General features: G+C 65.1%; 24 protein-coding genes. 10 read left to right on the top strand and 14 right to left on the bottom strand.

From position 1 onward, the window contains the following. Window positions 1-8: 8 nt before the first annotated feature. From FHS48_RS05820 to hslV, 6 genes are all read right to left on the bottom strand, one after another. A complete protein-coding gene (locus FHS48_RS05820) occupies window positions 9-815 on the bottom strand; it encodes a mechanosensitive ion channel family protein (RefSeq protein WP_184262304.1) in 807 nt (268 codons plus the stop codon). A gap of 139 nt (window positions 816-954) precedes the next feature. Beyond that, the gene (locus FHS48_RS05825; RefSeq protein WP_184262306.1) at window positions 955-1,557 is read right to left on the bottom strand and encodes a cysteine hydrolase family protein; all 603 of its coding nucleotides are present in this window, start codon (window positions 1,555-1,557) and stop codon (window positions 955-957) included. 177 nt (window positions 1,558-1,734) lie between these two features. Further along, window positions 1,735-2,343 (bottom strand): RdgB/HAM1 family non-canonical purine NTP pyrophosphatase, encoded by a 609-nt coding sequence (gene rdgB, locus FHS48_RS05830; RefSeq protein WP_184262308.1) that lies wholly within the window; start codon window positions 2,341-2,343, stop codon window positions 1,735-1,737. A gap of 11 nt (window positions 2,344-2,354) precedes the next feature. Next, window positions 2,355-3,086: a ribonuclease PH gene (gene rph, locus FHS48_RS05835; RefSeq protein ID WP_184262310.1), complete on the bottom strand. Its 732-nt coding sequence runs from the start codon at window positions 3,084-3,086 to the stop codon at window positions 2,355-2,357. 98 nt (window positions 3,087-3,184) lie between these two features. Further along, window positions 3,185-4,495 (bottom strand): ATP-dependent protease ATPase subunit HslU, encoded by a 1,311-nt coding sequence (hslU, locus tag FHS48_RS05840; RefSeq protein WP_184262312.1) that lies wholly within the window; start codon window positions 4,493-4,495, stop codon window positions 3,185-3,187. A 3-nt stretch (window positions 4,496-4,498) separates the two neighbouring features. Continuing rightward, on the bottom strand, window positions 4,499-5,050 hold the full coding sequence (hslV, locus tag FHS48_RS05845; protein ID WP_184262314.1) for an ATP-dependent protease subunit HslV: 552 nt from the start codon (window positions 5,048-5,050) through the stop codon (window positions 4,499-4,501). A gap of 311 nt (window positions 5,051-5,361) precedes the next feature. Here hslV and FHS48_RS05850 point away from each other — a divergent pair, with 311 nt between their 5' ends. Continuing rightward, window positions 5,362-5,733: a hypothetical protein gene (locus FHS48_RS05850; protein WP_184262316.1), complete on the top strand. Its 372-nt coding sequence runs from the start codon at window positions 5,362-5,364 to the stop codon at window positions 5,731-5,733. Window positions 5,734-5,747: 14 nt separating this feature from the next. Here the strand turns inward: FHS48_RS05850 and FHS48_RS05855 are convergent, their stop codons facing one another. Further along, on the bottom strand, window positions 5,748-6,227 hold the full coding sequence (locus FHS48_RS05855; protein ID WP_184262318.1) for a helix-turn-helix domain-containing protein: 480 nt from the start codon (window positions 6,225-6,227) through the stop codon (window positions 5,748-5,750). Window positions 6,228-6,609: 382 nt separating this feature from the next. Here FHS48_RS05855 and hisB point away from each other — a divergent pair, with 382 nt between their 5' ends. The 7 genes from hisB (at window position 6,610) to FHS48_RS05890 (ending at window position 11,349) form a co-directional block, all read left to right on the top strand. Beyond that, a complete protein-coding gene (gene hisB, locus FHS48_RS05860) occupies window positions 6,610-7,209 on the top strand; it encodes an imidazoleglycerol-phosphate dehydratase HisB (protein WP_184262320.1) in 600 nt (199 codons plus the stop codon). Between the two features lie 214 nt (window positions 7,210-7,423). Continuing rightward, window positions 7,424-8,068, top strand: coding sequence for an imidazole glycerol phosphate synthase subunit HisH (hisH, locus tag FHS48_RS05865; RefSeq protein WP_184262322.1), 645 nt, complete (start codon window positions 7,424-7,426; stop codon window positions 8,066-8,068). Between the two features lie 12 nt (window positions 8,069-8,080). Further along, window positions 8,081-8,824 (top strand): 1-(5-phosphoribosyl)-5-[(5-phosphoribosylamino)methylideneamino]imidazole-4-carboxamide isomerase, encoded by a 744-nt coding sequence (hisA, locus tag FHS48_RS05870; protein WP_184262324.1) that lies wholly within the window; start codon window positions 8,081-8,083, stop codon window positions 8,822-8,824. 6 nt (window positions 8,825-8,830) lie between these two features. After that, the gene (hisF, locus tag FHS48_RS05875) at window positions 8,831-9,592 is read left to right on the top strand and encodes an imidazole glycerol phosphate synthase subunit HisF (protein ID WP_184262326.1); all 762 of its coding nucleotides are present in this window, start codon (window positions 8,831-8,833) and stop codon (window positions 9,590-9,592) included. Window positions 9,593-9,598: 6 nt separating this feature from the next. Further along, a complete protein-coding gene (locus FHS48_RS05880; RefSeq protein WP_184262328.1) occupies window positions 9,599-9,934 on the top strand; it encodes a phosphoribosyl-ATP diphosphatase in 336 nt (111 codons plus the stop codon). Then, the gene (locus FHS48_RS05885; RefSeq protein ID WP_184262330.1) at window positions 9,934-10,293 is read left to right on the top strand and encodes a histidine triad nucleotide-binding protein; all 360 of its coding nucleotides are present in this window, start codon (window positions 9,934-9,936) and stop codon (window positions 10,291-10,293) included. The genes FHS48_RS05880 and FHS48_RS05885 overlap by 1 nt, the downstream gene beginning before the upstream one ends. Before the next feature lie 300 nt (window positions 10,294-10,593). Further along, window positions 10,594-11,349 carry a hypothetical protein gene (locus FHS48_RS05890; protein ID WP_184262332.1) on the top strand — a complete coding sequence of 252 codons (756 nt, stop codon included), beginning with the start codon at window positions 10,594-10,596 and terminating at the stop codon, window positions 11,347-11,349. Window positions 11,350-11,357: 8 nt separating this feature from the next. Here FHS48_RS05890 and FHS48_RS05895 read toward each other — a convergent pair whose 3' ends face one another. After that, entirely contained in the window at window positions 11,358-11,840 is a 483-nt protein-coding gene (locus tag FHS48_RS05895) for a MarR family winged helix-turn-helix transcriptional regulator (protein ID WP_184262334.1), read from the bottom strand. 113 nt (window positions 11,841-11,953) lie between these two features. Here FHS48_RS05895 and FHS48_RS05900 point away from each other — a divergent pair, with 113 nt between their 5' ends. Continuing rightward, window positions 11,954-12,496, top strand: a complete 543-nt coding sequence (locus FHS48_RS05900; RefSeq protein ID WP_184262336.1) for a PaaI family thioesterase — start codon at window positions 11,954-11,956, stop codon at window positions 12,494-12,496. An 87-nt stretch (window positions 12,497-12,583) separates the two neighbouring features. On the opposite strand, the gene trxA is transcribed toward FHS48_RS05900, so the two are convergent. The 6 genes from trxA to tsaE form a co-directional block, all read right to left on the bottom strand. Further along, window positions 12,584-12,898 (bottom strand): thioredoxin TrxA, encoded by a 315-nt coding sequence (gene trxA, locus FHS48_RS05905; protein WP_019645058.1) that lies wholly within the window; start codon window positions 12,896-12,898, stop codon window positions 12,584-12,586. Between the two features lie 106 nt (window positions 12,899-13,004). Continuing rightward, entirely contained in the window at window positions 13,005-16,499 is a 3,495-nt protein-coding gene (addA, locus tag FHS48_RS05910) for a double-strand break repair helicase AddA (protein ID WP_184262338.1), read from the bottom strand. Next, complete coding sequence (addB, locus tag FHS48_RS05915; protein WP_184262340.1) at window positions 16,496-19,453, bottom strand: double-strand break repair protein AddB; 2,958 nt, start codon at window positions 19,451-19,453, stop codon at window positions 16,496-16,498. Before addB ends, addA begins: the two co-directional genes overlap by 4 nt. 52 nt (window positions 19,454-19,505) lie before the next feature. After that, window positions 19,506-20,276 (bottom strand): nucleotidyltransferase family protein, encoded by a 771-nt coding sequence (locus tag FHS48_RS05920; protein WP_184262342.1) that lies wholly within the window; start codon window positions 20,274-20,276, stop codon window positions 19,506-19,508. Next, complete coding sequence (locus tag FHS48_RS05925; protein WP_184262344.1) at window positions 20,273-21,292, bottom strand: aminoglycoside phosphotransferase family protein; 1,020 nt, start codon at window positions 21,290-21,292, stop codon at window positions 20,273-20,275. Before FHS48_RS05925 ends, FHS48_RS05920 begins: the two co-directional genes overlap by 4 nt. Further along, window positions 21,289-21,765: a tRNA (adenosine(37)-N6)-threonylcarbamoyltransferase complex ATPase subunit type 1 TsaE gene (tsaE, locus tag FHS48_RS05930; protein WP_416046505.1), complete on the bottom strand. Its 477-nt coding sequence runs from the start codon at window positions 21,763-21,765 to the stop codon at window positions 21,289-21,291. The genes FHS48_RS05925 and tsaE overlap by 4 nt, the downstream gene beginning before the upstream one ends. Window positions 21,766-21,917: 152 nt before the next feature. On the opposite strand from tsaE, the gene FHS48_RS05935 reads away from it, so the two are divergent. Continuing rightward, window positions 21,918-22,949, top strand: coding sequence for an NAD(P)/FAD-dependent oxidoreductase (locus tag FHS48_RS05935; RefSeq protein WP_184262346.1), 1,032 nt, complete (start codon window positions 21,918-21,920; stop codon window positions 22,947-22,949). Window positions 22,950-23,234 lie beyond the last annotated feature (285 nt).

Here is a 23,234-nt window from a genome sequence, read left to right on the forward strand (position 1 = left end):
AACCCGGTTTATCCGCCAACGGCAAGGGCATATCCGGCGGCGGTGAAGCGGGTCACGATCTGCTGGTTCAGGTCAGCCTTGACCGCCCCGACATCAGACGCCGCACACCAGCCGCTGATCGAGATCTTCAGCCCGGCATCGCCAAGGGTGGCAATCACCGCTTTCGGCGCCGGGGACGGGTCAATCCGCTGATCCGATCCGACCACCTCGGTCAACAGGGCAAGGGCGGCGGTGACATCCTCGCGGTATCCGATGTTCAGGGTAAAGTCGATCTTACGGCGGGGATTGGCCGATAGGTTGCGCAGGGTATCGCCCCACAGTTTTGAATTCGGAACGATCACTTTCACGTTGTCGGCGGTGGCCAGCTCGGTGACGAACAGCGACAGGCCTTTGACGGTTCCGGACAGGGCCCCGACCTCAATGGTGTCTCCGGCGCGGAAGGGGCGGAAGATCAGCAGCATCACCCCGGCGGCCACACTGGTCAGGGTGCCCTGAAGGGCCAGACCGATGGCCAGACCGGCCGCGCCGAGGATGGCGACAAAGCTGGTGGTGGCGACCCCGAACTTCTCCAGAACCGCGATGACGGTGAAGGCCAGAATGGCGTAGCGGACCAGAGAGGCGAAGAATTCGACCAGCATGCTGTCGCAGGCCTTGATCTTCGACAGGGTCCGGGCCACCCCGGCGGAAATCCAGCGGGAGGCAATCCAGCCGATCACCAGAATGATAATGGCGGCAATCACCTGAAGACCATACGTTGTGACAATCGCCACCAGCGTATCGGTCCATTTCATGACAGTGGCCTGTAGCTGGTCCATCTGACCCTCCTGTAAAAAAGTCCCGGCTGCTCCGTGTCAGCCGGGACAGGATTCCTTCCTTACTGTGCCCGCAGCGGGGCTGACAGCAAAGGGATTATCAGGAGAGGCTCAGGATATCTCCGGGGCTGTTTCCGCTGTTTTACCGGTCGGGGATATCCGCCGGGCTGCTGACGATCCGGGCAATGGTGTCACTCAGGCCGCTCAGGGTCGCCTGATGCAGGGCATCGGCATCAATGGCTCCCCCCGCAGGCAATGGCAGGGCCCGGGTGGCGCTGGCGCTGTCAACGATGGTGACGGTCATCCCCAGCGCCGAGGCGGAATGGGCGGTTCCGGCAACACAGTTGTGGGTCATGAAGCCGACCAGAATCAGCGGCGGATTGCCAAGGGCGTCCAGCCGCAGCTGAAGATCGGTTCCGGAAAAGGCGCTGGCCCGGGTCTTGCGGATCACCGGCTCCCCGTCCTGCGGGGCCAGATCCGGCAGGATCGCCCCACGCGGGCCATCCAGATCGAAGGCCCCACCGGGTGCCCCCTGATGGACGATGTGCAGCACCGGAGCCCCCACAGCGCGGGCACGCTTCAGCAGGGTGGCCGCTTCGGCCACGGCCGCCTCCAGTCCGGGCAGGGCCAGGGGGCCAGCCTGATATTCACCCTGAGCATCAATGATTATCAGGGCTGATTTTTCCAGCGGCGGCGGAACCGGGTCGAGACCGCGCATCTGCTGAATGGTCTTGGGCTGGGTCATGATCGGGGTCTCCGTCAGAGAGGCAGGAACAGGCCGGGGGTCGGCTCTGAAGGCATCTTCTCTCTGCGGACAGGCAGATAAAATCCGGAAATTTGCCGATATGGTCTGCAAAAATGCAGGCATTCTGACCGGAAAAAGCCGGTGCCCTGCGGCGACCGGCTTTTTCAGGGTGCCATATCAGGCGGTGAAGCAGCTTTCGACCAGTTTGGTGAAAGCCCGGGCCCGGTGGCTGATGGCGTGTTTGGCCGTCGGGTCCATTTCCCCAAACGTCTGATCGTAGCCATCGGGGGTAAACATCGGGTCATACCCGAAGCCGTTGGTGCCCCGTGGCGGTGCGGTCAGGGTACCGTCAACGCGGCCCTCAAAGCATTCGGTGTGGCCGTCCGGCCAGGCGACGCACAGAACGCAGATGAAGGCGACGGCCCGGTCAGGATTGGCACCGACCAGCCTGATCACCTTGCTCATTGCCATCTCGAAATCTTTTTCCGGTCCGGCCCAGCGGGCGGAATAGATCCCCGGGGCCCCATCCAGCGCGCTGACACTGACGCCGGAGTCATCGGACAGGGCCGGCAGATTGGCGGCTGTGGCGGCGGCCACGGCTTTCAGGATGGCATTTTCGGCATAGGTGGAGCCGGTTTCTTCCGGTTCCGGCAGATTCAGATCCCCGGCAGAGCGGACATCAATCGAAAACGGGGCCAGAAGATCACGGATTTCCCGGACCTTGCCAGCGTTATGGCTGGCAACGATCAGGGTGTCACCGGCAGACAGGCGGCGGGGCGCGGTCATTGGTCCCTCCCTCAGGCCGGGGTGCGGGCAGCGGTCAGGGTCTCGGCCTGAACCACGGTCAGGCGGGCGATCCCGGCTTCCGCCAGATCCAGAAGCTGGTTCAGCTCGGCGCGGGTGAACGGCACGTCTTCGGCAGTGCCCTGCACCTCGATCACCTTGCCGCTGCCGGTCAGAACGAAGTTGGCATCGGCCTGCGCCGAGGAGTCCTCGGCATAATCCAGATCCAACACGGCGGCACCGTTGTACAGGCCGCAGGAAATGGCGGCGACGCTGTCAGTCAGCGGATGGGTCTTGATCTGTCCGGCCTTCAGGGCATGGTCAAAAGCCAGCGCCAGCGCCACATAGGCCCCGGTGATGGAGGCGGTGCGGGTGCCACCATCGGCCTGAAGCACGTCGCAGTCCACCTTGACCTGCATTTCCCCCATGGCGGTCAGGTCGGTGATGGCACGCAGGGAGCGGCCGATCAGACGCTGGATTTCCTGAGTACGGCCGGACTGCTTGCCCTTGGCGGCTTCGCGGTCGGTGCGCTGGCCGGTGGCCCGTGGCAGCATGCCGTATTCCGCAGTCACCCAGCCCTTGCCCTGCCCGCGCAGCCACGGCGGAACCCGGGTATCGATGCTGGCGGTGCACAGCACGTGGGTATCCCCGAACTTCACGAGGCAGGACCCTTCGGCATGCTTGTTGACGCCGGTTTCAAGGCTGACGGAACGCAGTTGATCGGGGGAACGGCCGGACGGACGCATGGGGACTCCAGACTCTGGGTGAAAAAAACAGGGAGAACCGGGCCAAAGCGGCAACGGGGGCAGCCATGCCGCCCCCGCCGAAAACCGGTCTTTCCGTCTTACAGGATAAATTTCGACAGGTCACTCTTCTTTGCCAGCGGCGCAATCCGGTCCTGTACATCGGCTCCGGTCAGGGTGATCGCCTCTCCGCTGCGGTCGGGGGCGGAGAAACTGATGTCCTCCAGCAGTTTCTCCAGCAGGGTATGCAGGCGGCGGGCCCCGATGTTTTCCACCGTGCGGTTGACCTCCGCCGCCAGTTCCGCCAGCGCGCTGATGGCGTCGTCGGCAAAGGTCAGCGTGACCTCTTCCGTTGCCAGCAGGGCGGTGTACTGCTTGATCAGGCTGGCTTCCGGTTCGGTCAGGATCCGGCGGAAATCGTCCGCTGACAGTGGCTTCAGTTCCACCCGGATCGGCAGGCGGCCCTGAAGTTCCGGCAGCAGATCCGACGGTTTGGCGGTATGGAAGGCCCCGGAGGCGATAAACAGAATGTGGTCGGTCTTCACCGGCCCGTGCTTGGTGCTGACGGTGGTGCCTTCGATCAGCGGCAGCAGGTCGCGCTGGACCCCCTCGCGGGAGACATCGGCACTGCGGGCTTCGGCCCGGGCACAGATTTTGTCGATCTCATCGAGAAAGACGATACCGTTGTTTTCCACCGCACTGATCGCCTGTTTGACCACCTGCTCCTCATCCAGAAGCTTGTCAGCCTCCTCGCGCAGCAGAACGCCGTAACTGTCGGAGACCTTCATCTTGCGGGTCTTGGTGGCCCCGCCGAAGGCCTTGCCGAACAGATCGTTCAGGTTGAGCATGCCCATCTGTGCCCCCGGCATGCCGGGAATATCGAGAGAGGGCATAGCGGTGCCGCCGGTATCGCGGACCTGAAGCTCGATCTCGCGGTCGTTCAGGCTGCCTTCCCGCAGCATCTTGCGGAATTTCTGGCGGGTTTCCGGGCTGGCGCTGTCGCCGACCAGCGCATCCAGCACCCGGTCTTCGGCTGCCAGTTCGGCTTTGGCGGTGACCTGACGGCGCAGGGTGGCGCGGCTGTCCTGAATGGCATTTTCCAGCAGGTCGCGGATGATGCTGTCAACATCGCGGCCAACGTAACCGACCTCGGTGAATTTGGTGGCCTCCACCTTCAGGAACGGGGCCTGTGCCAGTTTGGCAAGGCGGCGGGCGATTTCCGTTTTGCCGACCCCGGTCGGGCCGATCATCAGGATATTTTTCGGCAGAATCTCGTCACGCAGGGCATCGGGCACCTGCTGGCGCCGCCAGCGGTTGCGCAGGGCAATTGCCACCGCCCGTTTGGCATCCTGCTGACCGACAATGTGACGGTCCAGTTCCGAAACGATTTCGCGCGGGCTGAATCCGGTCATGGCTTACAGGCTCTCCAGCGTGACAGAGTGATTGGTGTAGATGCAGATATCCCCGGCGATTTTCATCGCTTTGCGGGCGATGGCCTCGGCATCCAGACCGTCAATATCAATCAGGGCCCGGGCGGCGGACAGGGCATAGGCCCCGCCGGAGCCGATGCCGATCAACCCGTCCTCGGGTTCCAGCACATCGCCGGTGCCGGACAGGATCAACGAGGTTTCATGGTCGGCCACCGCCATCATCGCTTCCAGCTTGCGCAGATAGCGGTCGGTCCGCCAGTCCTTCGCCAGTTCCACGCAGGCCCGCTGCAACTGGTCCGGATACTGTTCCAGTTTGGCTTCCAGCCGTTCAAACAGGGTAAAGGCATCGGCGGTGGCCCCGGCAAAGCCGACAATCACCTTACCCCCGGCCAGCGGGCGGACTTTCCGGGCACTGGCCTTCAGCACCGTATTGCCCAGAGTGACCTGTCCGTCACCGGCAACAACGACACGGCCGTTTTTTCGGACGGAGAGGATGGTGGTGCCATGCCAGGTGGCGCCGGTCGGTGACTCGTTCATTGGATTGGGAACCATACAGGAAGCGGGATGGGAAGGGGACCGGCGCTGAAGGCCATTCCAGCCGTCAAGATGGGGCAGGGTCAAACCGGGGTCAAGGTTTGGCGGGATGGTTCTGCCGGGCAGGAGCCTGAAGGGGAGAAGGGGATGAAAATGCCCTCTATTTTCGTATTATAGAAAAAACACTCTTTAAAAGAGCAGAAACGCCTTTGCACAAATGGCAACCCTTGATAGATTTACTCAGCTAAAACAGCAATTTACTATCGTATAGGTTGTATAATCTGTTGAGTCAGCGAGGCAGGGGAGAGAACCCGATGACCGGAGATCCGGGGAAAAGCAAAAAGACCACAGCCGCCTGTGCCGGATCCGGTCCGATCGGGCTTGATGCAGATGGTCCTGTTGTCGCAACCCCGCCGGGCAAGGGGCTTTCCCCCCGGCGGCGGGCCGGGCTGCGCCACACGACGCCGCCCTTGCCGGAGCCATGCTCCGAATCTTTCAAGATTCTGGCCAGCCTGATCAGTGTTGCCGAACGCTTCAAGACAGACCTCGGCACCCTCCGCCCTGAGTATCCTCAGATCTCGGAGGTGATACACTTCCTTGATATCGCCCAGCTCTCTGCTGAGCAGCTGTTGCCGAAATTTGCGCCTCCGGGGGGCATGATGCCCCGCCCGGATCCCAAAGGATAAACGGCGAAAAGGGCTTAACCGTCGCGGCGGCCCATGCTGCGCAGCAGTTCCAGAACATTCTTCCGCATGTCGGAGCTGGGAAGCTTCCAGTACGACCGCACCAGTTCCAGCGTCTCGTTCCGCGACAGCGGATCCTGCTCGTAGGACGGCAGACCGGCGACATCGGCCAGACCGGCCTGTTCCGGCAGGTTCTGGGTCGGGCGGCCGTCGGTGACATCCTTACCGATATCTTCAAAGAAGAAGGAGATTTCCACACCCAGAACCCGCGCCACATCATACAGGCGGGAGGCGGAGACGCGGTTAGACCCCCGCTCGTACTTCTGGATCTGCTGGAAAGTCACGCCAACGGCGGCGGCCAGCTGTTCCTGGCTGAGGCCAAGAAGGGTGCGGCGCAGGCGCATACGCTTGCCGACATGGACGTCTACCGGGTCCGGTCCGTATTCCTTGGCAGTAATCGGCTGGCGGCGGCGAGCCTTCGGCTTATCGTCAATCATGTTGTTCGCACACCATTTGCTTGGTCAGTCCTAATGCCCGCCCAGTCCGCCGCGGTGATGCGCGGCGTTTCCCCGATTCAGGCATCTGCCCCGCCTGTTTGCGGCACATATCCCAATCCGGTAGGGCCGGAAAAAGGGTACGGGCGTACAGACCGGGGATTGAACAATACGCGGGGTTGTTTGTGTGAACCAGTTGAAAGCGGGCAAGAATAGCGAGTAAGAGGTGTAATCCATACGCTTTTTTTGATCGTTTGGACCGATCCGGACCTTGGCGGGGCGGGGCGGGACTGTTACATAGCCTGAACCCCATCCACGTCACCTGACAGAATAACCGGCCCGCAGTGGCCTGTCTGTACCGGTGGCGACAGCAGAGAGCAGATCCATGCGTCAGGCGAGCATCGAGCGGAAGACCAAGGAAACCGAGATCAGCGTCAGCGTGAGCATCGACGGCACCGGCCAGTATGATGTGTCGACCGGGATCGGTTTTCTGGATCACATGCTGGAACAGCTTTCGCGGCATTCCCTGATGGATCTGACGGTGCGCGCCAAGGGCGATACCCATATCGATTTCCACCATACCACCGAAGACAGCGCGCTGGCGATCGGGACGGCGGTGTCGAAGGCCTTGGGCGACCGTGCCGGGATCCAGCGCTATGGTTCGGCCATGATCCCGATGGATGAAACCCTGTCGCAGGTGTCGCTGGACCTGTCCAACCGTCCGTACCTGATCTGGAAGGTGGCGTTCCCCCGCGACAAAATCGGTGATTTCGATACCGAACTGTTCAAGGAATGGTTTCAGGCGTTTTCGCAGACGGCGGGGATCACCCTGCATGTGCAGAACCACTATGGGGAAAACTGCCACCATATCATTGAAAGCTGCTTCAAGGCGCTGGCCCGTGCCCTGCGGCAGGCCATGGAGATTGATCCGCGCAAGCCGGAGGCCGTGCCGTCGACCAAGGGTGTTCTGGGCGGCAGCCTCTGATCCGGCTGGCGGATCGGCTGCGGTAAACGCATGATCCATGTTCGGTGTGGGGTTTATCCCCGCGCCGGTTCCTGCTAAGACAGCGCAGGGCTGCCCCCACCGGGGTGTGGCCCTGTCGGTGTGCCGTGACCGTCACGGTTCCGCCGGTCTTTCTGTTTGACAGTTCCGGCGCTGGTCCGTCCGTGACCGGGACAGATTTCTTTCGAGGACGCAGATGACAGTAGCCATCATCGACTACGGCTCGGGCAATCTGCGCTCTGCCGCCAAGGCGCTTGACCGCGCGGTGCGCGAGGCTGGTCTGACCCAGACCATCCTGGTCACCAACGATGCGGATCAGGTCCGGAAGGCAGATCGCGTGGTGTTGCCCGGTGTGGGGGCGTTCGGGGACTGCAAGCGCGGGTTATCCGCCGTCCCCGGCATGATCGAAGCCCTGACCGAGGTGGTGCACCATCATCATCGTCCGTTCCTTGGCATCTGTGTCGGCATGCAGCTGATGGCGGAACGCGGGGTCGAGCACGGCACCTTCGAGGGGCTGGGCTGGATCCCGGGCGAGGTGTCGGCGCTGACCCCGTCTGATCCGACCCTGAAAATTCCGCACATGGGGTGGAATGAGCTGGTGTTTGAACCCGGGGCCCATGCGGTGCTCGACGGGATTTCTCCCGGGGATCATGCCTATTTCGTCCACAGCTATCACATGCAGTGCGCGGATCCGGCGCACCGGCTGGTGACGGTGGACTACGGCGGGCCGGTAACGGCGATGATCGCCCGCGACACCATGGTCGGAACCCAGTTCCACCCGGAGAAAAGTCAGGCCGTCGGCCTGAAGCTGCTGACCAATTTCCTGCGCTGGACGCCATAAGGGGCCGCCGAGATGATTCTGTTTCCTGCCATTGACCTGAAGGACGGGGCCTGCGTGCGGCTGCTGCGCGGCGAAATGGATGCCGCCACCGTTTTCAACACCTCGCCCGGTGATCAGGCGGCCCGCTTCCGGGCGGCTGGCATCGACTGGCTGCATGTGGTGGACCTGAATGGGGCCTTTGCCGGGCAGCCGGTGAATGCCGGGGCGGTGGATGCCATTCTGGCGGCGCTGGGGCCGGATATTCCGGTTCAGCTGGGCGGCGGCATCCGCGATCATGCCACCATCGACATGTGGCTGGATAAAGGGGTGCGCCGGGTGATCCTCGGCACCATCGCCCTGCGCGATCCGGCGCTGGTCAAAGAGGCCTGCCGCCGCCATCCGGGGCGGATTGCCGTCGGCATTGATGCCCGCAAGGGCATGGTGGCGGTGGAAGGCTGGGCTGAAACCTCTGATATCACCGCCGTCGATCTTGGCCTGAAGTTTGAGGATGCCGGGGTTGCCGCCATCATCTACACCGATATCGACCGGGACGGGGCGATGGGCGGGCCGAACATCGACGCTACCGTTTCCCTCGCGGAACGTCTGTCGACGCCGGTGATCGTCTCCGGCGGGGTGTCGTCGGTGGCCGATCTGACCGCCGTGCGGGACCGGGCGGCGCAGATGGCCCGGGGCGAGATCGCCGGGGTGATTTCCGGGCGGGCCATCTATGACGGCAGCCTCGATCTGGCTGAGGCCTTGGCCGTTCTGCGGGGATAACACGCCATGATGAAAATGCGCATTATCCCCTGTCTGGACGTCAAGGACGGCCGGGTGGTGAAGGGGGTCAACTTCGTCGGGCTGCGCGATGCCGGGGATCCGGTGGAGCAGGCGCGGGTCTATGATGCCGCCGGAGCCGATGAGCTGTGTTTCCTCGACATTACCGCCTCGTCGGATAACCGCGATACCCTGTATGATGTGGTGGCCCGCACTGCGGAACAGTGCTTCATGCCGCTGACTGTCGGCGGTGGGGTGCGGACCAACGAGGATATCCGCAGGCTTCTGCTGGCCGGGGCCGATAAGGTCTCGATCAACACCGCTGCGGTTCAGCGGCCGGAATTCGTCCGCGAAGCCGCCGAAAAGTTCGGAAGCCAGTGCGTGGTGGTGGCGCTGGATGCCAAATCCGTGGCCCCCGGAAAGTTCGAGATCTTCACCCACGGTGGCCGCAATGCCACCGGGCTGGATGCGGTGGACTGGGCGAAGCGGATGGCAGACTATGGCGCCGGAGAAATCCTGCTGACCAGCATGGACCGTGACGGCACCAAGCAGGGGTTCAACCTGCCGCTGACCCGGGCTGTGGCCGATGCGGTGCCGATTCCGGTGATTGCCTCCGGGGGAGTCGGCACGCTGGAGCATCTGGCGGAAGGGGTTCTTGAGGGGCATGCCACTGCGGTTCTGGCCGCGTCGATCTTCCATTTCGGGGAATACACCGTGCAGCAGGCCAAGGACTACATGGCCTCCCGCGGGATCCCCATGCGTATGGGGTAATCCATCATGACCACTGACCACACCCTTGATGCCCTGTATGAGATCGTCGCCAGCCGCAAGGGCGGCGACCCGGAAGCGTCTTACACCGCCAAGCTGTTTGCCAAGGGCCGCAAGAAGATTGCGCAGAAGGTGGGGGAAGAGGCGGTGGAAATCGCCATTGCCTCGCTGGTCGAAGGCAAGGCGGAGCTGATTTCGGAAAGCGCGGACCTGCTGTATCACCTGACCGCCCTGTGGGCCGACTGCGATGTCACCCCGGAGGATGTCTGGGCCGAGCTGCGTCAGCGTTTCGGCACGTCCGGTCTGGATGAGAAGAAGTCCCGTAAGAAGAAAGGCGAGATGTGATGTCCTACGATCCGAACAATGTGTTCGCCCGCATCCTGCGGGGGGAAATCCCGAACAACACCGTCTATGAAGACGATCATGTTCTAGCGTTCCACGATATTTCCCCGGCCCGTCCGGTACATGTGCTGGTGATTCCGAAGGGGCCGTACAAATCCCTGACCGAGATGGCCCAGCATGGCAAGGATGAGGAAATCGCCGCCCTGTTCCGTGCCATCGAAAAAGTGGCAACCCTGACCCGGGTCCGGGACAGCGGCTACCGCGTGATCACCAACATCGGGGAAGATGGCGGACAGGAAGTGCCGCACCTGCATTTCCACGTTCTCGGTGGCGGGCCGGTTGGTCCGATGCTGAAGCGCTGATCCCAGCCGGACGGCGCTTTGTCTCAGACCTGCTCCCGGGGATCCGGGAGCAGGTCTTTTTGTATTTGTGCATACTATGATATACTGCGAGAACACAGGGAACCGGCGGGCAGCGGGGTCCTGTACAACGGCCTTCCGTGCGTCATGGTAGAAAAATAACAAGACTTACAAACGCCATGATAGCATTCTGACGGAACGGCAGTGTCCCTCTGAAGGGCAGAAGGGGAACAAGGGGTGGGCATGGCAGGGGCAAGGGCAGCAACGGTCCCGCAGGGGCCGGTGTGCAGGGGGCCGGGGGCTTTGGTTGGGCTGACAGGGGCCCGCCTTCTGGCGCTGGTGATGGCTGCGGTGCTTCTGTGGTCTGCATCCGCCATGGCCGGATCAGAGACGGTGCCGGTCCTGGGGCAGTTCGGGGAAAACCGTTACGCGGCGACAGAGGCAATGCGCCGCCTGCAAGGCATTCTGGATCTTGTCTATGGCGAGGCGGCGCTTCAGCCGGAGTATGTCTCCGTGCCTTTTAACCGGGCGGTTCAGCAGGTTCAGGTCCAGCCGGACAGCTGCCTGTCGGCTGTGACCCGCACTCCCGAGACGGAGTCGCAGTTTCTCTGGCTGTTTCCGGTCACCCAGACCCGGGTGATCGTCATTGTGGCCGCACCGCCGCACTTTCCGGACACCGACGTTTCGCTGGAGACCCTGCGGCGGAATCAGGCCGATGGCATCGTCAGCCTCGACGGGGCGGGACAGGTGGTTTTACAGAAGGCGGATATCCGTCATGACAGCCGCCCCGCTGCCGATACGGTGGTGAAAATGGTGGCGGCCGGCCGGGTCCGCTATGGGGTTCTTCTGGCGGTGACGTTTGACCTTCTGGACGCCGCGGATAAAAGTGCCGTCCGGGTTCTCGGGGATTTGCAGGTTCAGACCATCTGGCATGCCTGCAACACCGCCTTCCCTCCGCAGCAGGCGGACCGCCTGAAAGCGGCCCATGGCCGGGTGCAGCGTGATGGCCGTCTGGGGCAACTGTATGCCGGGTTTGGTCTTGCCCAGCCCCGTCCATAGGTCGGGCCTCAGGGGGCGGCGGACAGTGTTTCCCATACTGTGGTCAGGCGGTCGTGCAGGTCGCGGACAAAATCGCGGCCGAGGTGATCTTTCACAGCCCTTTGGGTATCCCGCCACAATGGAACCGCCTGCTCAAACAAGGCCAGTCCGGTCTCTGTCAGCTGTGCCCGCTTGATCCGGCGGTCGGTGGGGTCAGCCTCCGTCGTCACCCAGCCAGCGGCCAGCATCGGTTTCAGGGTCCGGGTCAGGGTGGTGCGGTCCATCACCAGCATCTCTGCCAGAGCGGTCAGGGGAACCGGCTGCTGGACCAGATGCGCCAGAACGGAAAACTGGGTGATCCGCAATCCGAGAGGGGCGAGCGCGGCATCATAGCGTCCGGTGATGATCCGGGCCGCCCGCCGGACCTGAAAGCAGGTGCAGGGGCTGGCGTAGGGGGCGGGCGGTGGCGTCTGCGGATCAGGGGAAAGCTCAGGGGAAGGCGGTGCTGTCATTGTCGGGATCCGGCGGTCAGGGCAGGCCCCAGAGTACTGTATTCCGGTTGCCGGGGCCAGTTTTTGCATATACAACATTGTATATGCAATTAATAAATCCGGGATGAAATGCCATGTCTGATGCTGTTGCTAACCGCCGTTATGGGGTTCTGCCGCTGGCAGAGATTTCCGCCGAAGACGGGATGACCTATCTGACCGGAATCATCGAAGGCCGTCACCCGGCCCCGCCGATTGCGAGAACGCTGGGCTTTGGTCTGGGGGAAATCGGCCCCGGCCATGCGGTGTTTGAAGGCACCCCGAGCGAGGATCATTACAACCCGATCGGCACCGTCCATGCCGGGTTTGCCGCGACGCTGCTGGACAGTTGCATGGCCTGCTCCGTCCATACCACCCTGAAGGCCGGGGAGGCGTATACGACGCTGGAATTCAAGATTTCCCTGATCCGGGCGGTAACCGTCAAGACCGGTCCGGTCCGGGCCATCGGCACCCTGCTTCACCGGGGCAGCCGGATTGCCACGGCGGAAGGCAAACTGGTTGATGCGGCGGGGAAAGTCTATGCCACCGCCACCACCACCTGCCTGATCATGGCCCCGGGGGAGCGGCGGGCCGGAGAAGGGCAGGCCGGAGAAAGGCAGGTTGGGGGCGCGAAGCCCTGATCCCGGCGTCTCCCCGGCGGGCGACAAGGAAAAAGCCCCGGCCAGACGGTCGGGGCTTTTTAACGGTTGTGGTGAGAAAACCGGGCCTTACAGCACCGAGTTCACCCATTCCACCAGCTTGGATTTCGGCAGGGCACCGACCTTGACGGCGGCGACTTCGCCGCCCTTGAACATCACCAGAGTCGGGATGCCACGGACGCCGAACTTGGCCGGGGTCATCGGATTGTCGTCGATATTCACCTTGCCGACGACCAGACGGCCGGCAAATTCGGTGGAGATATCATCCAGCGCCGGGGCGATCTGCTTGCACGGACCGCACCATTCCGCCCAGAAATCCACCAGAACCGGCAGGTCAGACTTCAGAACGTCTGCTTCGAAGCTGCTGTCCGTAACGTGTTTCATCCCGAAAAGTCCTTTCGTGAGGGTCCGGCGCAAACGCCGGACATCAGATGCACCAGACTCTAGGGAGCCGTCCCCGGATCGTCAAGTCAGCGACCGCCGTCTTCCGTCAGGCAGCCGGAGTGAAGCGCCCGTCCAGCAGGTCCGACAGGGCTCTGTTCAACGTTTCCGGGGGCAGGTCCATCAGGAACGGGCCATCGGTCCACAGCAGGGCACAATGGACCGGGCGGCCCGGGTACACCTGTTGCAGCACATCGCGGTACAGGGCCATCTGGACCAGATAGGCGTCAGCCACATCCTCCACCCGGCGCGGCGGCGGGCGGTTGGTCTTAAAATCGACGATCCACACCCCGTCCGGGCGGACCAGCAGGCGGTCAACCTGCCCGGACACCACATGCCGGGCCGCGACCACCCCGGTCAGCGGCACTTCGGCCAGCGATCCCGGGCCGAACAGGTCGGCAAAATCGGGGTGGGTCAGGACCGCCATGGTCTCAGCCCGGAACTGCTCCTGCCGGTCAGCGGGCAGATCCCACACCGGGCGGGCCAGATAGCGGCTGGCGGCCGCGTCCCGCTGGGGCTCCGGCAGGTCCGGCAGAATCTGGAGCAGGGTGTGGATCAGGCGGCCCCGCTGGAAGCGGTGGCTGTCGCCGTCCTCATCCCCGGCCAGTGGCGAACGCACCGGCGGATCGACCAGAACCGGGCGGGACGGAGCCAGCGGCCGGGATGGGGTCGGTTCTTTTGCAGGCGGCGAGGCAATCCAGCCCGGCAGAGCGGTCGCATCCTGCCGGTGGGTGCCAAGAATCCGGTCCGGGCGTGCCGGTTCGGTCTGGGCTGAGGTGTGCCGCCAGACGGTGACCGGATCCTCCCCGGCCAGACGGGTGACCAGCGGGTCGTCCACCTCCCGCCCCAGATCGGCCATGGCGGCGGACACCAGATCGTGCCAGCAGTCCGGGCTGCGGCGGGTCCGGTTATCCCAGCCGCAGACATACAGGCGGTCTTCGGCCCGGGTCAGGGCCACATACAGCAGGCGGCGGTATTCCTGCATCTGCCGACGCCCGTTGTCGTCGTGCAGGGCCTGGGCCAGCGGGGCCCGGAATTCGGCGCGCGGCGGCCAGACCAACAGGGCGCGGTCTTCATCCTGATCCTGCCACAGCAGGGTTTCGCTGTTTTTCGGCACCTGACAGGTGTCCGGCAGGAACACCACCGGGGCCTGAAGTCCTTTGGATCCGTGGACGGTCATCACCCGGACGGCATTGCCGCCTTCTTCCAGATCGCGCTTCAGCTGCTGGTCATCGGCACTCAGCCAGTGCAGGAATCCCTGAAGGGTCGGCGGGTGGCTGCGGTCATAGGCCAGTGTCAGGCCGATGAATTCATCCAGCGGGTCGGCGGCGTCCGGCCCCAGCCGGGCCAGCAGTTTCTTCCGCCCCTGCAACGGCCCCAGAACGTGGGAAAACAGCTCGTGCGGCGGCAGGAAGTCGGCCTTTTCCATCAACTGCCGCAGCGCCTGATAGGCGGTACGGAACACTCCGCCGTGATCGGCCTGTTCCCGCAGGGCCCGCCACAGGGTGACACCCCGGCGGCGGTCATGGGCGATCGTGAACAGGTCGTCTTCACTAAGGGAGAACAGCGGGCCTTTCAGCACGGTGGCAAGGGTCAGGTCATCTTCCGGCAGCAGCAGCACCTGCGCCAGTGCCAGCAGATCCTGTACCACCAGCTGTTCGGTCAGCACCATGCGGTCAACCCCGGCGACCGGAACGCCGCGTTCTTTCAGGGAACGGACCAGACTGTCGACAAAACCGTTGCGGCGGCGGACCAGAATCAGAATGTCGCCGGGGCGGATCGGGCGGTCGCGGCTGTCCAGCCGCTCCTGATCGCGGATCATCGCTTCAATGCGGGCGGCAACCAGCCGGGCCAGCCGGTTCTGGGCACTTTCGACCCGGATCCGCTCCACCGGCGGTTTCCACGGCTGGGCCGGTTCGGCGGCGGTCGGCTGAAGCGGGGACCACAGTTCAACCACCCCGGCCTGCCCGGTGCGGAACGGCAGGTGGGCGATGCCCTCCGCCCCGATCACCCCATCCCCGGCCCCGTCCCGGCGGAACACGCTGTCAACCAGATCCAGCACCGCAGGCACAGAACGGAAGGACACTTCCAGCGCCACATCCTCAAACCGGCGCTCAATCGCCGCTGCCGCCCCGGAGAACCGCTGACGGCTGATCTCAAATTCCTGCGGGCTGGCGCCCTGAAAGGAATAGATCGACTGTTTCCGGTCCCCGACCGCAAACACCGTGCGCGGTGGCTGATCCGGGTGCTGGCCTTCCCCGGCGAAGAATTCGGCGACCAGTGCCCGCACCACCGCCCATTGATCCGGGCTGGTGTCCTGCGCCTCGTCGATCATCAGGTGGTCGAGGCCGCCATCCAGCTTGAACAGCACCCACGCCGCCGCATCGGCGCGGGACAGCAGGCGGCGGGCGGTCAGGATCAGGTCGTCAAAATCCATCCGCCCGGTGGCGGCCTTGGCCCGCTCGTACCGGCCAAGAATGGCATCGGCCAGCACCAGCAGCGCCCCGGTGGCTTCCAGACAGACCGCCGCCTTGGCCTGTTGCTCGACCCGGTAAACCCGTTCCGTTTCCGCATCGAGGAAGGTCAGCAGATGGGGATAGGCATCCTTGACCGCTTTGGAGGGAAACCGGGTCTGGGATTTCGGTTCTTTTTCCTTGGTCAGATAGACGCTGACGTAGCGGTCCCACTGCCCTGCCCGCTGCTCCGGCGGCAGGGCCAGCCAGGCGGCCAGCACCCCGGCCAGTTCCTGATCGCTTTTCCCCCCCTGCCCCAGCGCCTGCGCCAGACTGCGGGCGGTGTCCTCATCCAGCCGGGGCGGCTGGCAGGCAGCGGCAATCAGGCCGGACGGGGTGACGCCGGGGTCCAGCTCCAGCGCCTGCCGCAGCCGGTCGATGGCGGTATCAAGACCATCCGCCAGCACCCGGCGGAGTTTGCCCCGTGCCTGTGAGACTGCCAGCATCAGGGCGGAGAAACTGTCTTCCTGCACATGGCGGGTGACGACGGTCAGGGCGTCCGACAGCCGGGTGTCGCTGCCCAGCCGGGCATCAATCAGCACCTGTTCCCGCACCTGCCGCATCAGGTCGGCGGAATCGCGTTCCTCAATCAGGGTGAAGTGGGGGGAAATCCCGGCTTCCAGCGGGAACCGCCCCAGCAGTGCCTGACAGAAGCTGTGGATGGTCTGGATCTTCATGCCGCCGGGAACATCCAGCACCCCGGCAAACAGCCGTCGGGCGGTGCGCAGGGTGGCGGCATCCGGGATCTGTCCACGCAGGGCGGTCAGGTCCTTGGTCAGGGCCTCGTCACTGGCGACTGCCCAGTCTGACAGCCGCCGCGCCAGCCGGTTGGCCATTTCAGCGGCGGCCGCTTTGGTGAAGGTCAGGCACAGGACCTTTTCCGGGCGGGTGCCGCTCAGCAGCAGGTTCAGCACCCGGTCGGTCAGCACCTTGGTTTTACCGGTTCCGGCATTGGCCCCGACCCACACCGAGGCCAGAGGATCAGCCGCCAGACGCTGGCGGTCGGTGGCCTGCCGCAGGATCTCACTCATCCGCCGTCCTCCCCTTCGCCGCTGGCCCATTCCTTGACCCGGGCCAGATGCTGATAATCCGAATACCGGGGGGCGTAATCCGGGTGGGGGCGCGGCTCATAGGGGGTTTCCGGGTGATCGAAGGCCATCACCAGCCCCCGCAGCCCTTCCATGGCCTCATCGGCGAGGGTATCGGCGGTGCTGTCCTTGCCACAGGCGGATTTCTGGGTGCCGCCGTCGCGGGATCCGTTGACGTGCCAGAACAGCAGATCTTTCACCGGGGCGGCCCCCAGCGTCTCGAATCCCCCGCTGCGGGCAATCAGGGCTTCCAGCGGCAACTGCGGCGCGTATCCGGCGGCAATCTCCTTCTGGGTCGGCGGGCTGCCGGTCTTGTAGTCGATGATCGACAGGGTTCCGTCGCGGTGGCGGTCCACCCGGTCGGCGGTGGCGGTGACGGTGAAGGTGCCGATGTTCAGCTCGCCCTTGATTTCGCACAGGCTGCGGTCGACGGTCGGGCGGCGGTCCTGCTCCATCGCCACCACCCATGCCGCCAGCCGTTCAAAGCGCGGCCACCAGAAAGCCCAGACCGCCGGGCGGTCCAGATAGTCGGCAAAGGCCTGCCGTCCGCAGGCCAGCAGGCTGCCGAGCGGATCAGCGGGCAGGTCCTGCGGGTGGGCGGTCAGGAACAGTTCCAGCGCCTTGTGGACCAGCATGCCGTAATCGGCCGGGCCGGGTTCGGCCTCCAGCGGATCAAGGGCCTGTAGCCCGAGGATGAAGCGGGCATAGATGGCATAGGGGTCGCGCATCCAGGTTTCCACCCGGGTGACGGACAGGCGGCGGGGCCGGGCCGACACCGGCGGGCGGGGTGATGGCCGTTGCGGCGGAATCAGGCGGTCCGGCAGATCCAGCGTCTGGGCCCAGCCCAGCCATGACTCTGCCGGGGCAGGCAGACTGATCCCGGCGGCGCTGAGGACGGTATCCAGCCGCAGCAGCCAGCGGGAGGGAACCGTCGGGGTTCCGTCCACCTTGGCGGAGCGGGTCAGCAGGACCTGCGGCGCGCAGAAGGCCATGGCAAAGTCATGGGCGGCGTGGCCGATCTTCTGTTCCGGCAGCGGCAGGCCGAAATCGGTGCGCATCGGGCGGCTCATCCACGGGTCGGCGGAGGGGGCGGGCGGCCAGATATCGTCATTCAGGCCGCCGAGAATCATCACATCGGCCTGATAAAGGCGGGATTCCATCGGCCCGAGAATGCTCAGGCGCGGATGGCTGCCGAATTCACTGCGTACGCCGCGCCCGAGCATCAGGGTCTGGAGCAGCCCGGGATAGGCCGACGGCGGGATATCGCCCAGCGCCCCGGCGGTTTCCGCCAGTTCGCGGATAAAGGCGGCGGCTTCTTCCCCGGCCTGTTCGGCCCACAGCCACAGGGGGCCGGGGCGGCCCGGTGTGGCGGCAAGGGCTTCGGCCATCACCATATGGGCTTCCAGCAGGTCCGCCAGCGGGGCGGAGGGCCGGCCCATCAGGCTGGCAAAGGTCGTGCAGCACTGTTCCAGCGCGGTCAGCAGCGGATCAAGGCCGTCAGGTTCGGCCCCTTTTTCCAGTAGGGCCTGCCGCAGGCCCGGCAGACCGGGGGCAGGCCGGACCCCGCGCAGGACCGCCAGTTCCAGCCGCCGCACCGCATCGCGGAACACGGCGGCGTCAAGACCGGCGGAACAGAGCGGGTGCTTCAGCACCGCCAGCAGGGGGACCGGGGAAAATCCGGTCTCGACCATGGCAGCGGTCAACCGCAGGAAGGCCCCCGGCGGTGACACCGTCAGCGGCTGACCGGCGGAATCATCGACGGTGATGCCCCAGCGGCCCAGCTCCGCGGCGACACGGCGGCCGAGATCACGGTCCGGGGTGACCAGCGCGCAGGTGCGGCCCGGGGTTTCCAGCACCGCCCGCATGCGCAGGGCAATCGCCAGAGCCTCTTCGCGGGGGGCCGGGCAATCGAGGCGTTCCAGCCCGCTGACCGCGTCGGCAGACAGGCCGGTTTCGGCCAGCCGCCGCCAGCGGTGGGTGGTTTCCGCCGGGCGGAGGGTTTCGCTGATCAGGGTTTCGCGCTCCACCGGGGCGACGGTGCCGAGCAGGGTGGACTCCGGGACCGGCCAGTCGGCGACCTGATCGCGTGACAGCCCCAGCCGGTCCAGCAGGCGCTTCAGGGTATACTGGGGGTGGGTCTCGCCCAGTGCCGCCCAGCTTTCGTCTTCCAGACTGCGGTCGAGGCCGGGCAGAACCACCCGGCCTTCCGGCAGGCGGGCGACGACGGCCAGCAGCTCAGCGGCAGCCGGAACCGAGCCGGTCAGCCCGGCTGCCAGCACCGGTCCGGGGGGGTGGGCCTGCCACAGGTCCGCCTGTGCCCGCAGCAGCCGGTTGCGGCGGTCAGCCGGGTCAAGGCAGCCTTCCGCCGCCAGCACCTGCGGCCAGACCGTGGTCAGGATTTTCAGGAAGTCGAGGGTGATCTGCCAGTGTTCGGCATAGCTGTCGGGGACAAGGGCGGCAAGGCCCTCAAAGCCAAGCCCCTCAGTCTGGACCTGATCGAGCAGCCGTCCCAGTTCTGCCGCCAGCAGCGCGGCCTGATCGGCGGTCTGGGCCTTTCCGGCACCGGGGGCGGCCAGAATCAGCCGGGTCAGCAGCACCTGCCGCCGCAGCGGCGGACTCTCCGGCGGGATGTCCGCCCCGGTTTCCCCCCCGAGGCCGCTCAGGCCGCCTTCGTCATCCAGATCGGAGACGGTCAGCAGCCGGGGCAGCAACAGGGCCCGCCCCTGCGACTGGCGCAGGAAGGCCTCGCGCAGGGTGCGCCGGGCGCGGCGGGTCGGCAGCAGAATGATCTGCCGGGCCAGCCGGTCCGGGGCGGCGGCGGACTCTTCCAGCAATCCCGCCGCCAGTGTGTCCACGAACGGCAGGCGGGCCGGGATGGTCCAGACGGAGGGCGACATCAGCCGGATCCTTTCCTGCGGTTCGGTTCAGGGAAAGCCTTGGGGCTGCCGTTCAGGGCAGCCCGGGGCCGGAGAGGTCAGCCAGCGGGTCATCCACACCGCTGAGCAGGGCTTTGATCCGCCGCTCGGTCGGCACGATCGAGTCCGGGGTGCCGACATGGAACCACGGGCCATCATGGGCGACGCCGTACAGGCGGTTCCCGGCCAGAAGCCGGTCAAACACCACGTTCAGCGAGAACGGACCGTCCGGGGTGCCGATCATGGCATCCGGCTTCAGGATCATAACGCCTGCGTAAATATAGGGGGCCACCTCGCCTTCCCCCCGGCGGCGCAGCACGCCGGTGCCATCCATGAAGAAATCCCCCAGCCCGTCGTACCCCCAGGCATCGGCGGTGCGCTTGACCAGCAGCAGGGCATCCATCCGGTCCGGCCGCCAGTGACGGCCCAGCCGTTCCAGCGCCGGGCGGGCGGCTTCCAGCCAGATGATGTCGGCATTGGCGACAAAGAATGGATTCGGCCCCAGCAGCGGCAGGGCATTGCGGACGCCGCCCCCGGTTTCCAGCAGGCGTTCGGTCTCGTCGGAAATGGTGGTCGACGGCCCGCCCCGGCGCTGGGCCAGATGGCTGCGGATTTTACCCGGGTGGTGGTGGACGTTGACCACCACATCCTTGACGCCTGCCGCCAGCAGGTGATCCAGCACCCGGTCGAGCATGGTTTTCCCGCCGACGGAAATCAGCGGCTTGGGGGTATGGTCGGTAATCGGACGCATGCGGGTGCCGAGGCCGGCAGCCAGCACCATCGCCCGCTTGGGCAGCACGGTCATTGCAGCTTCCTTTGTCGCAGGGCGGTCGGGGCATGGTCATCAAACCATGCCCGGATATCCATAAGATCAGGATGGGATAGGGCGCGGTCAAGCAGTTCCCACACCCGGGGCAGATGCCCGAGGTAATGGGGCTTGCCATCGCGCTGCCAGGTACGGACGAAACCGCCGATCACCTTGGTGTGGCGCTGGGCGGCACAGATGGCCCAGTCCCGCCGGAAGGTGTCGGCTTCCACTGTCGGGCGGGCCGCCAGATAGCGGTCCTGCATCGCCTGCCGCAGGGCGGGGTCGATGTCGCGGCGGGCATCTTCCATCAGGCTCATCAGGTCATAGGGCAGCGGGCCACGGCGGGCACTCTGGAAGTCCAGAAAACCGCAGGCGTCGGTGCCGTCCCGCCCGGCCAGAACCATCAGGTTATCAACATGGAAATCCCGCAGCACCAGTGTCTGCGGCCCGGCCTCCAGATGCCGGAACAGCGGCGTCCACAGATCCAGAAAGGCCTGACGGTCGGGGGCACTCAGGGGCTGGCCGACGGCGGGCAGGAACCAGTCGCAGAACAGCGAGACCTCAAAGCTCAGGAAGTCCTGATCGTAGGGCGGCACCTCCGGCAGCGGATCCGCTGAGGCATCCAGCCGGTCATGCAGGTGGCACAGGGCATCGGTGGCCAGCGCATACAATGGCCCGGCCTGTGCCGGATCGGCCGTCAGCATCCGCCCGTAAGAGGCATCACCGAAGTCTTCCAGCAGCAGGAAGCCGTTGGCCCGGTCTTCGGCCAGCACCGCCGGAACGCTGAGCCCCTGCGCGGCAAGGAACCGGCCAAGGGTGACGAAGGCGGGGATTTCTCCCGGTGGCGGATCATCCATGACGATGACTGTCCGGTCTGCCGCCGTCACCCGGTAATAGGTCCGGGGAGAGGCATCCCCGGCCACGAACACGGCCGAAGCGGGATCCCGGCCGCAGGCGGCAAGGAAGGCGGCGCGGCGGGCGGCGCGGTCCTGTTTTGACTCCGGAATGGTCATGGCGCGTCTTTCAGCGGGCTCAGACGTCCGGCCCAGAGGGCCTCACCGCGCAGGGTGGCCACGCGTCCGCCGGTTTCGGCATGGGTCAGCGACAGGGTCAGGGCCCGGCGCGGGGCCCACGGCCCCAGTCGCTGCGGCCATTCGATCAGGGAAATGCCGTCGGCGAAGGCGTCCTCAATCCCCAGTTCCAGCGCGTCGTCAGGCCGTTCCAGCCGGTACAGATCAAAGTGCCAGTAGGTGGCGGAGTCCCCGTCGTAGGTCTGCACCAGCGTGAAGGTCGGGCTGGGGACCTCTTCGTCCGGGCTGCCGAGGGCGGCGCGGATCAACGCCCGGCTGAGGGTGGACTTGCCGGTGCCGAGGTCGCCGTCCAGCAGCAGGACGTCGCCGGGGCGCAGTACAGCGGCCAGCGCCTGCCCCAGTCGGCAGGTGGCGTTTTCGTCGGCAAGGGGCAGGGTCATCAGATCGTTCATCATGCTGTGTTATGTACCGCGACTGGCGGTTGTCCCGCAATTGTTCCTGTGGGGGAGGAGGAGCCAAACCGCAGGATAAGGCTTGATCCGCTGCGGTCACGGGTTCACTCTGCGGCCCAATCTTATGGTCCGCTTTTTATCAGGAAACCCTGAAGATGACTGATGCGATTCATCGCACCGATGCTCTGGTGATCGGTGCGGGTCCGGTTGGCCTGTTCACCGTGTTTCAGTGCGGGATGCTCCGGATCAAATGCCATGTGGTCGATGTGCTCGACAACATCGGCGGCCAGTGTGCCGCCCTGTATCCGGAAAAGCCGATCTTTGACATTCCGGCGCATCCTTCGGTTCTGGCGGGGGATCTGATTGATAAGCTCAGCCAGCAGGTGGAGCCGTTCGCTCCGGTGTACCATCTCGGGCAGCAGGTGATTGGCCTGACCCGCACCGAAGATGGCCGTTGGCGGGCCGAGACCAGCAAGGGCACGGTGATCGAGGCGGCGGTGGTGATGATTGCCGCCGGGGCCGGGGCCTTTGGTCCCAACCGCCCGCCGCTGAAGGGGCTGGAGGCCTATGAAGGCACCTCGGTGTTCTACTACGTCACCCGGCGGGAAGAGTACCGGGGCAAGAAGGTGGTGATCGCCGGGGGCGGGGATTCCGCCGTTGACTGGGCGATTTCCCTGTCCGAGGTGGCGGCCAGCGTGCAGGTGGTTCACCGCCGTGCCAAATTCCGCTGTGCGCCGGAAAGTGCCGCCCGCCTTCAGGAACTGGCCGATGCCGGGAAGATCGAGCTGGTGGTGCCCTATCAGCTGTCCGCCCTGCACGGCGATAATGGTGTGTTGACCGGAGGGGTGCTGACCGGGGTGGAAGTGGCGGATCTGGACGGCGGCACCCGGGTGCTGGACGCCGATGTGCTGCTGCCGTTCTTCGGGCTGGCGACCGACCTCGGCCCGATCGCCGGGTGGGGTCTGGCGATGGAACGCAGCACCATCACCATTGATCCGACCACCGGGGCGACCAATGTGCCGGGGATCTTTGCCATGGGCGACGTCTGCCACTATCCGCACAAGCTGAAGCTGATCCTGACCGGCTTTGCCGAGGCGGCGCAGGCGGCGCACGCCTGCTATTCGCTGGTGTTCCCGGGCGAGGTGCTGCACTTCCAGCATTCCACCTCCGCCGGGGTTCCGGCCTGATTTTGCCTGATCCGGAGATGGGGGGCGGAGACGGGGCATGATCTCCCGTTTCTGTTCCCCGTTTCTGGCCCTGCCCTGCCCCTGTACCGGTTCTGGCTGCCGTGTGTCAGACGCAGTCTGACACCGGTTGCGGTGGAGATTGCAGTGCGGTAAGGTGTGGGCCTCTGTTTTTCCTGTATGGAATGGATCCCGTGTCCCCCTCGTCTGTTCGCTCCGGCCTGATCGGCCTGCCCCTGTCCACCCGCATTGGCGGTGTGGCGGCGCGAACTATGGGCACCGGGTTCT

This window comes from Novispirillum itersonii, assembly GCF_014205675.1.
Classification (GTDB): Bacteria; Pseudomonadota; Alphaproteobacteria; order Rhodospirillales; family Rhodospirillaceae; genus Novispirillum; species Novispirillum itersonii_A.

Excerpts from the sequence above, each read along its gene's own strand:
- FHS48_RS05820 (WP_184262304.1), bottom strand. The coding sequence starts at position 815 with ATGGACCAGCTACAGGCCACTGTCATGAAATGGACCGATACGCTGGTG.
- FHS48_RS05825 (WP_184262306.1), bottom strand. The coding sequence starts at position 1,557 with ATGACCCAGCCCAAGACCATTCAGCAGATGCGCGGTCTCGACCCGGTT.
- rdgB (WP_184262308.1), bottom strand. The coding sequence starts at position 2,343 with ATGACCGCGCCCCGCCGCCTGTCTGCCGGTGACACCCTGATCGTTGCC.
- rph (WP_184262310.1), bottom strand. The coding sequence starts at position 3,086 with ATGCGTCCGTCCGGCCGTTCCCCCGATCAACTGCGTTCCGTCAGCCTT.
- hslU (WP_184262312.1), bottom strand. The coding sequence starts at position 4,495 with ATGACCGGATTCAGCCCGCGCGAAATCGTTTCGGAACTGGACCGTCAC.
- hslV (WP_184262314.1), bottom strand. The coding sequence starts at position 5,050 with ATGAACGAGTCACCGACCGGCGCCACCTGGCATGGCACCACCATCCTC.
- FHS48_RS05850 (WP_184262316.1), top strand. The coding sequence starts at position 5,362 with ATGACCGGAGATCCGGGGAAAAGCAAAAAGACCACAGCCGCCTGTGCC.
- FHS48_RS05855 (WP_184262318.1), bottom strand. The coding sequence starts at position 6,227 with ATGATTGACGATAAGCCGAAGGCTCGCCGCCGCCAGCCGATTACTGCC.
- hisB (WP_184262320.1), top strand. The coding sequence starts at position 6,610 with ATGCGTCAGGCGAGCATCGAGCGGAAGACCAAGGAAACCGAGATCAGC.
- hisH (WP_184262322.1), top strand. The coding sequence starts at position 7,424 with ATGACAGTAGCCATCATCGACTACGGCTCGGGCAATCTGCGCTCTGCC.
- hisA (WP_184262324.1), top strand. The coding sequence starts at position 8,081 with ATGATTCTGTTTCCTGCCATTGACCTGAAGGACGGGGCCTGCGTGCGG.
- hisF (WP_184262326.1), top strand. The coding sequence starts at position 8,831 with ATGATGAAAATGCGCATTATCCCCTGTCTGGACGTCAAGGACGGCCGG.
- FHS48_RS05880 (WP_184262328.1), top strand. The coding sequence starts at position 9,599 with ATGACCACTGACCACACCCTTGATGCCCTGTATGAGATCGTCGCCAGC.
- FHS48_RS05885 (WP_184262330.1), top strand. The coding sequence starts at position 9,934 with ATGTCCTACGATCCGAACAATGTGTTCGCCCGCATCCTGCGGGGGGAA.
- FHS48_RS05895 (WP_184262334.1), bottom strand. The coding sequence starts at position 11,840 with ATGACAGCACCGCCTTCCCCTGAGCTTTCCCCTGATCCGCAGACGCCA.
- FHS48_RS05900 (WP_184262336.1), top strand. The coding sequence starts at position 11,954 with ATGTCTGATGCTGTTGCTAACCGCCGTTATGGGGTTCTGCCGCTGGCA.
- trxA (WP_019645058.1), bottom strand. The coding sequence starts at position 12,898 with ATGAAACACGTTACGGACAGCAGCTTCGAAGCAGACGTTCTGAAGTCT.
- addA (WP_184262338.1), bottom strand. The coding sequence starts at position 16,499 with ATGAGTGAGATCCTGCGGCAGGCCACCGACCGCCAGCGTCTGGCGGCT.
- addB (WP_184262340.1), bottom strand. The coding sequence starts at position 19,453 with ATGTCGCCCTCCGTCTGGACCATCCCGGCCCGCCTGCCGTTCGTGGAC.
- FHS48_RS05920 (WP_184262342.1), bottom strand. The coding sequence starts at position 20,276 with ATGACCGTGCTGCCCAAGCGGGCGATGGTGCTGGCTGCCGGCCTCGGC.
- FHS48_RS05925 (WP_184262344.1), bottom strand. The coding sequence starts at position 21,292 with ATGACCATTCCGGAGTCAAAACAGGACCGCGCCGCCCGCCGCGCCGCC.
- tsaE (WP_416046505.1), bottom strand. The coding sequence starts at position 21,765 with ATGATGAACGATCTGATGACCCTGCCCCTTGCCGACGAAAACGCCACC.
- FHS48_RS05935 (WP_184262346.1), top strand. The coding sequence starts at position 21,918 with ATGACTGATGCGATTCATCGCACCGATGCTCTGGTGATCGGTGCGGGT.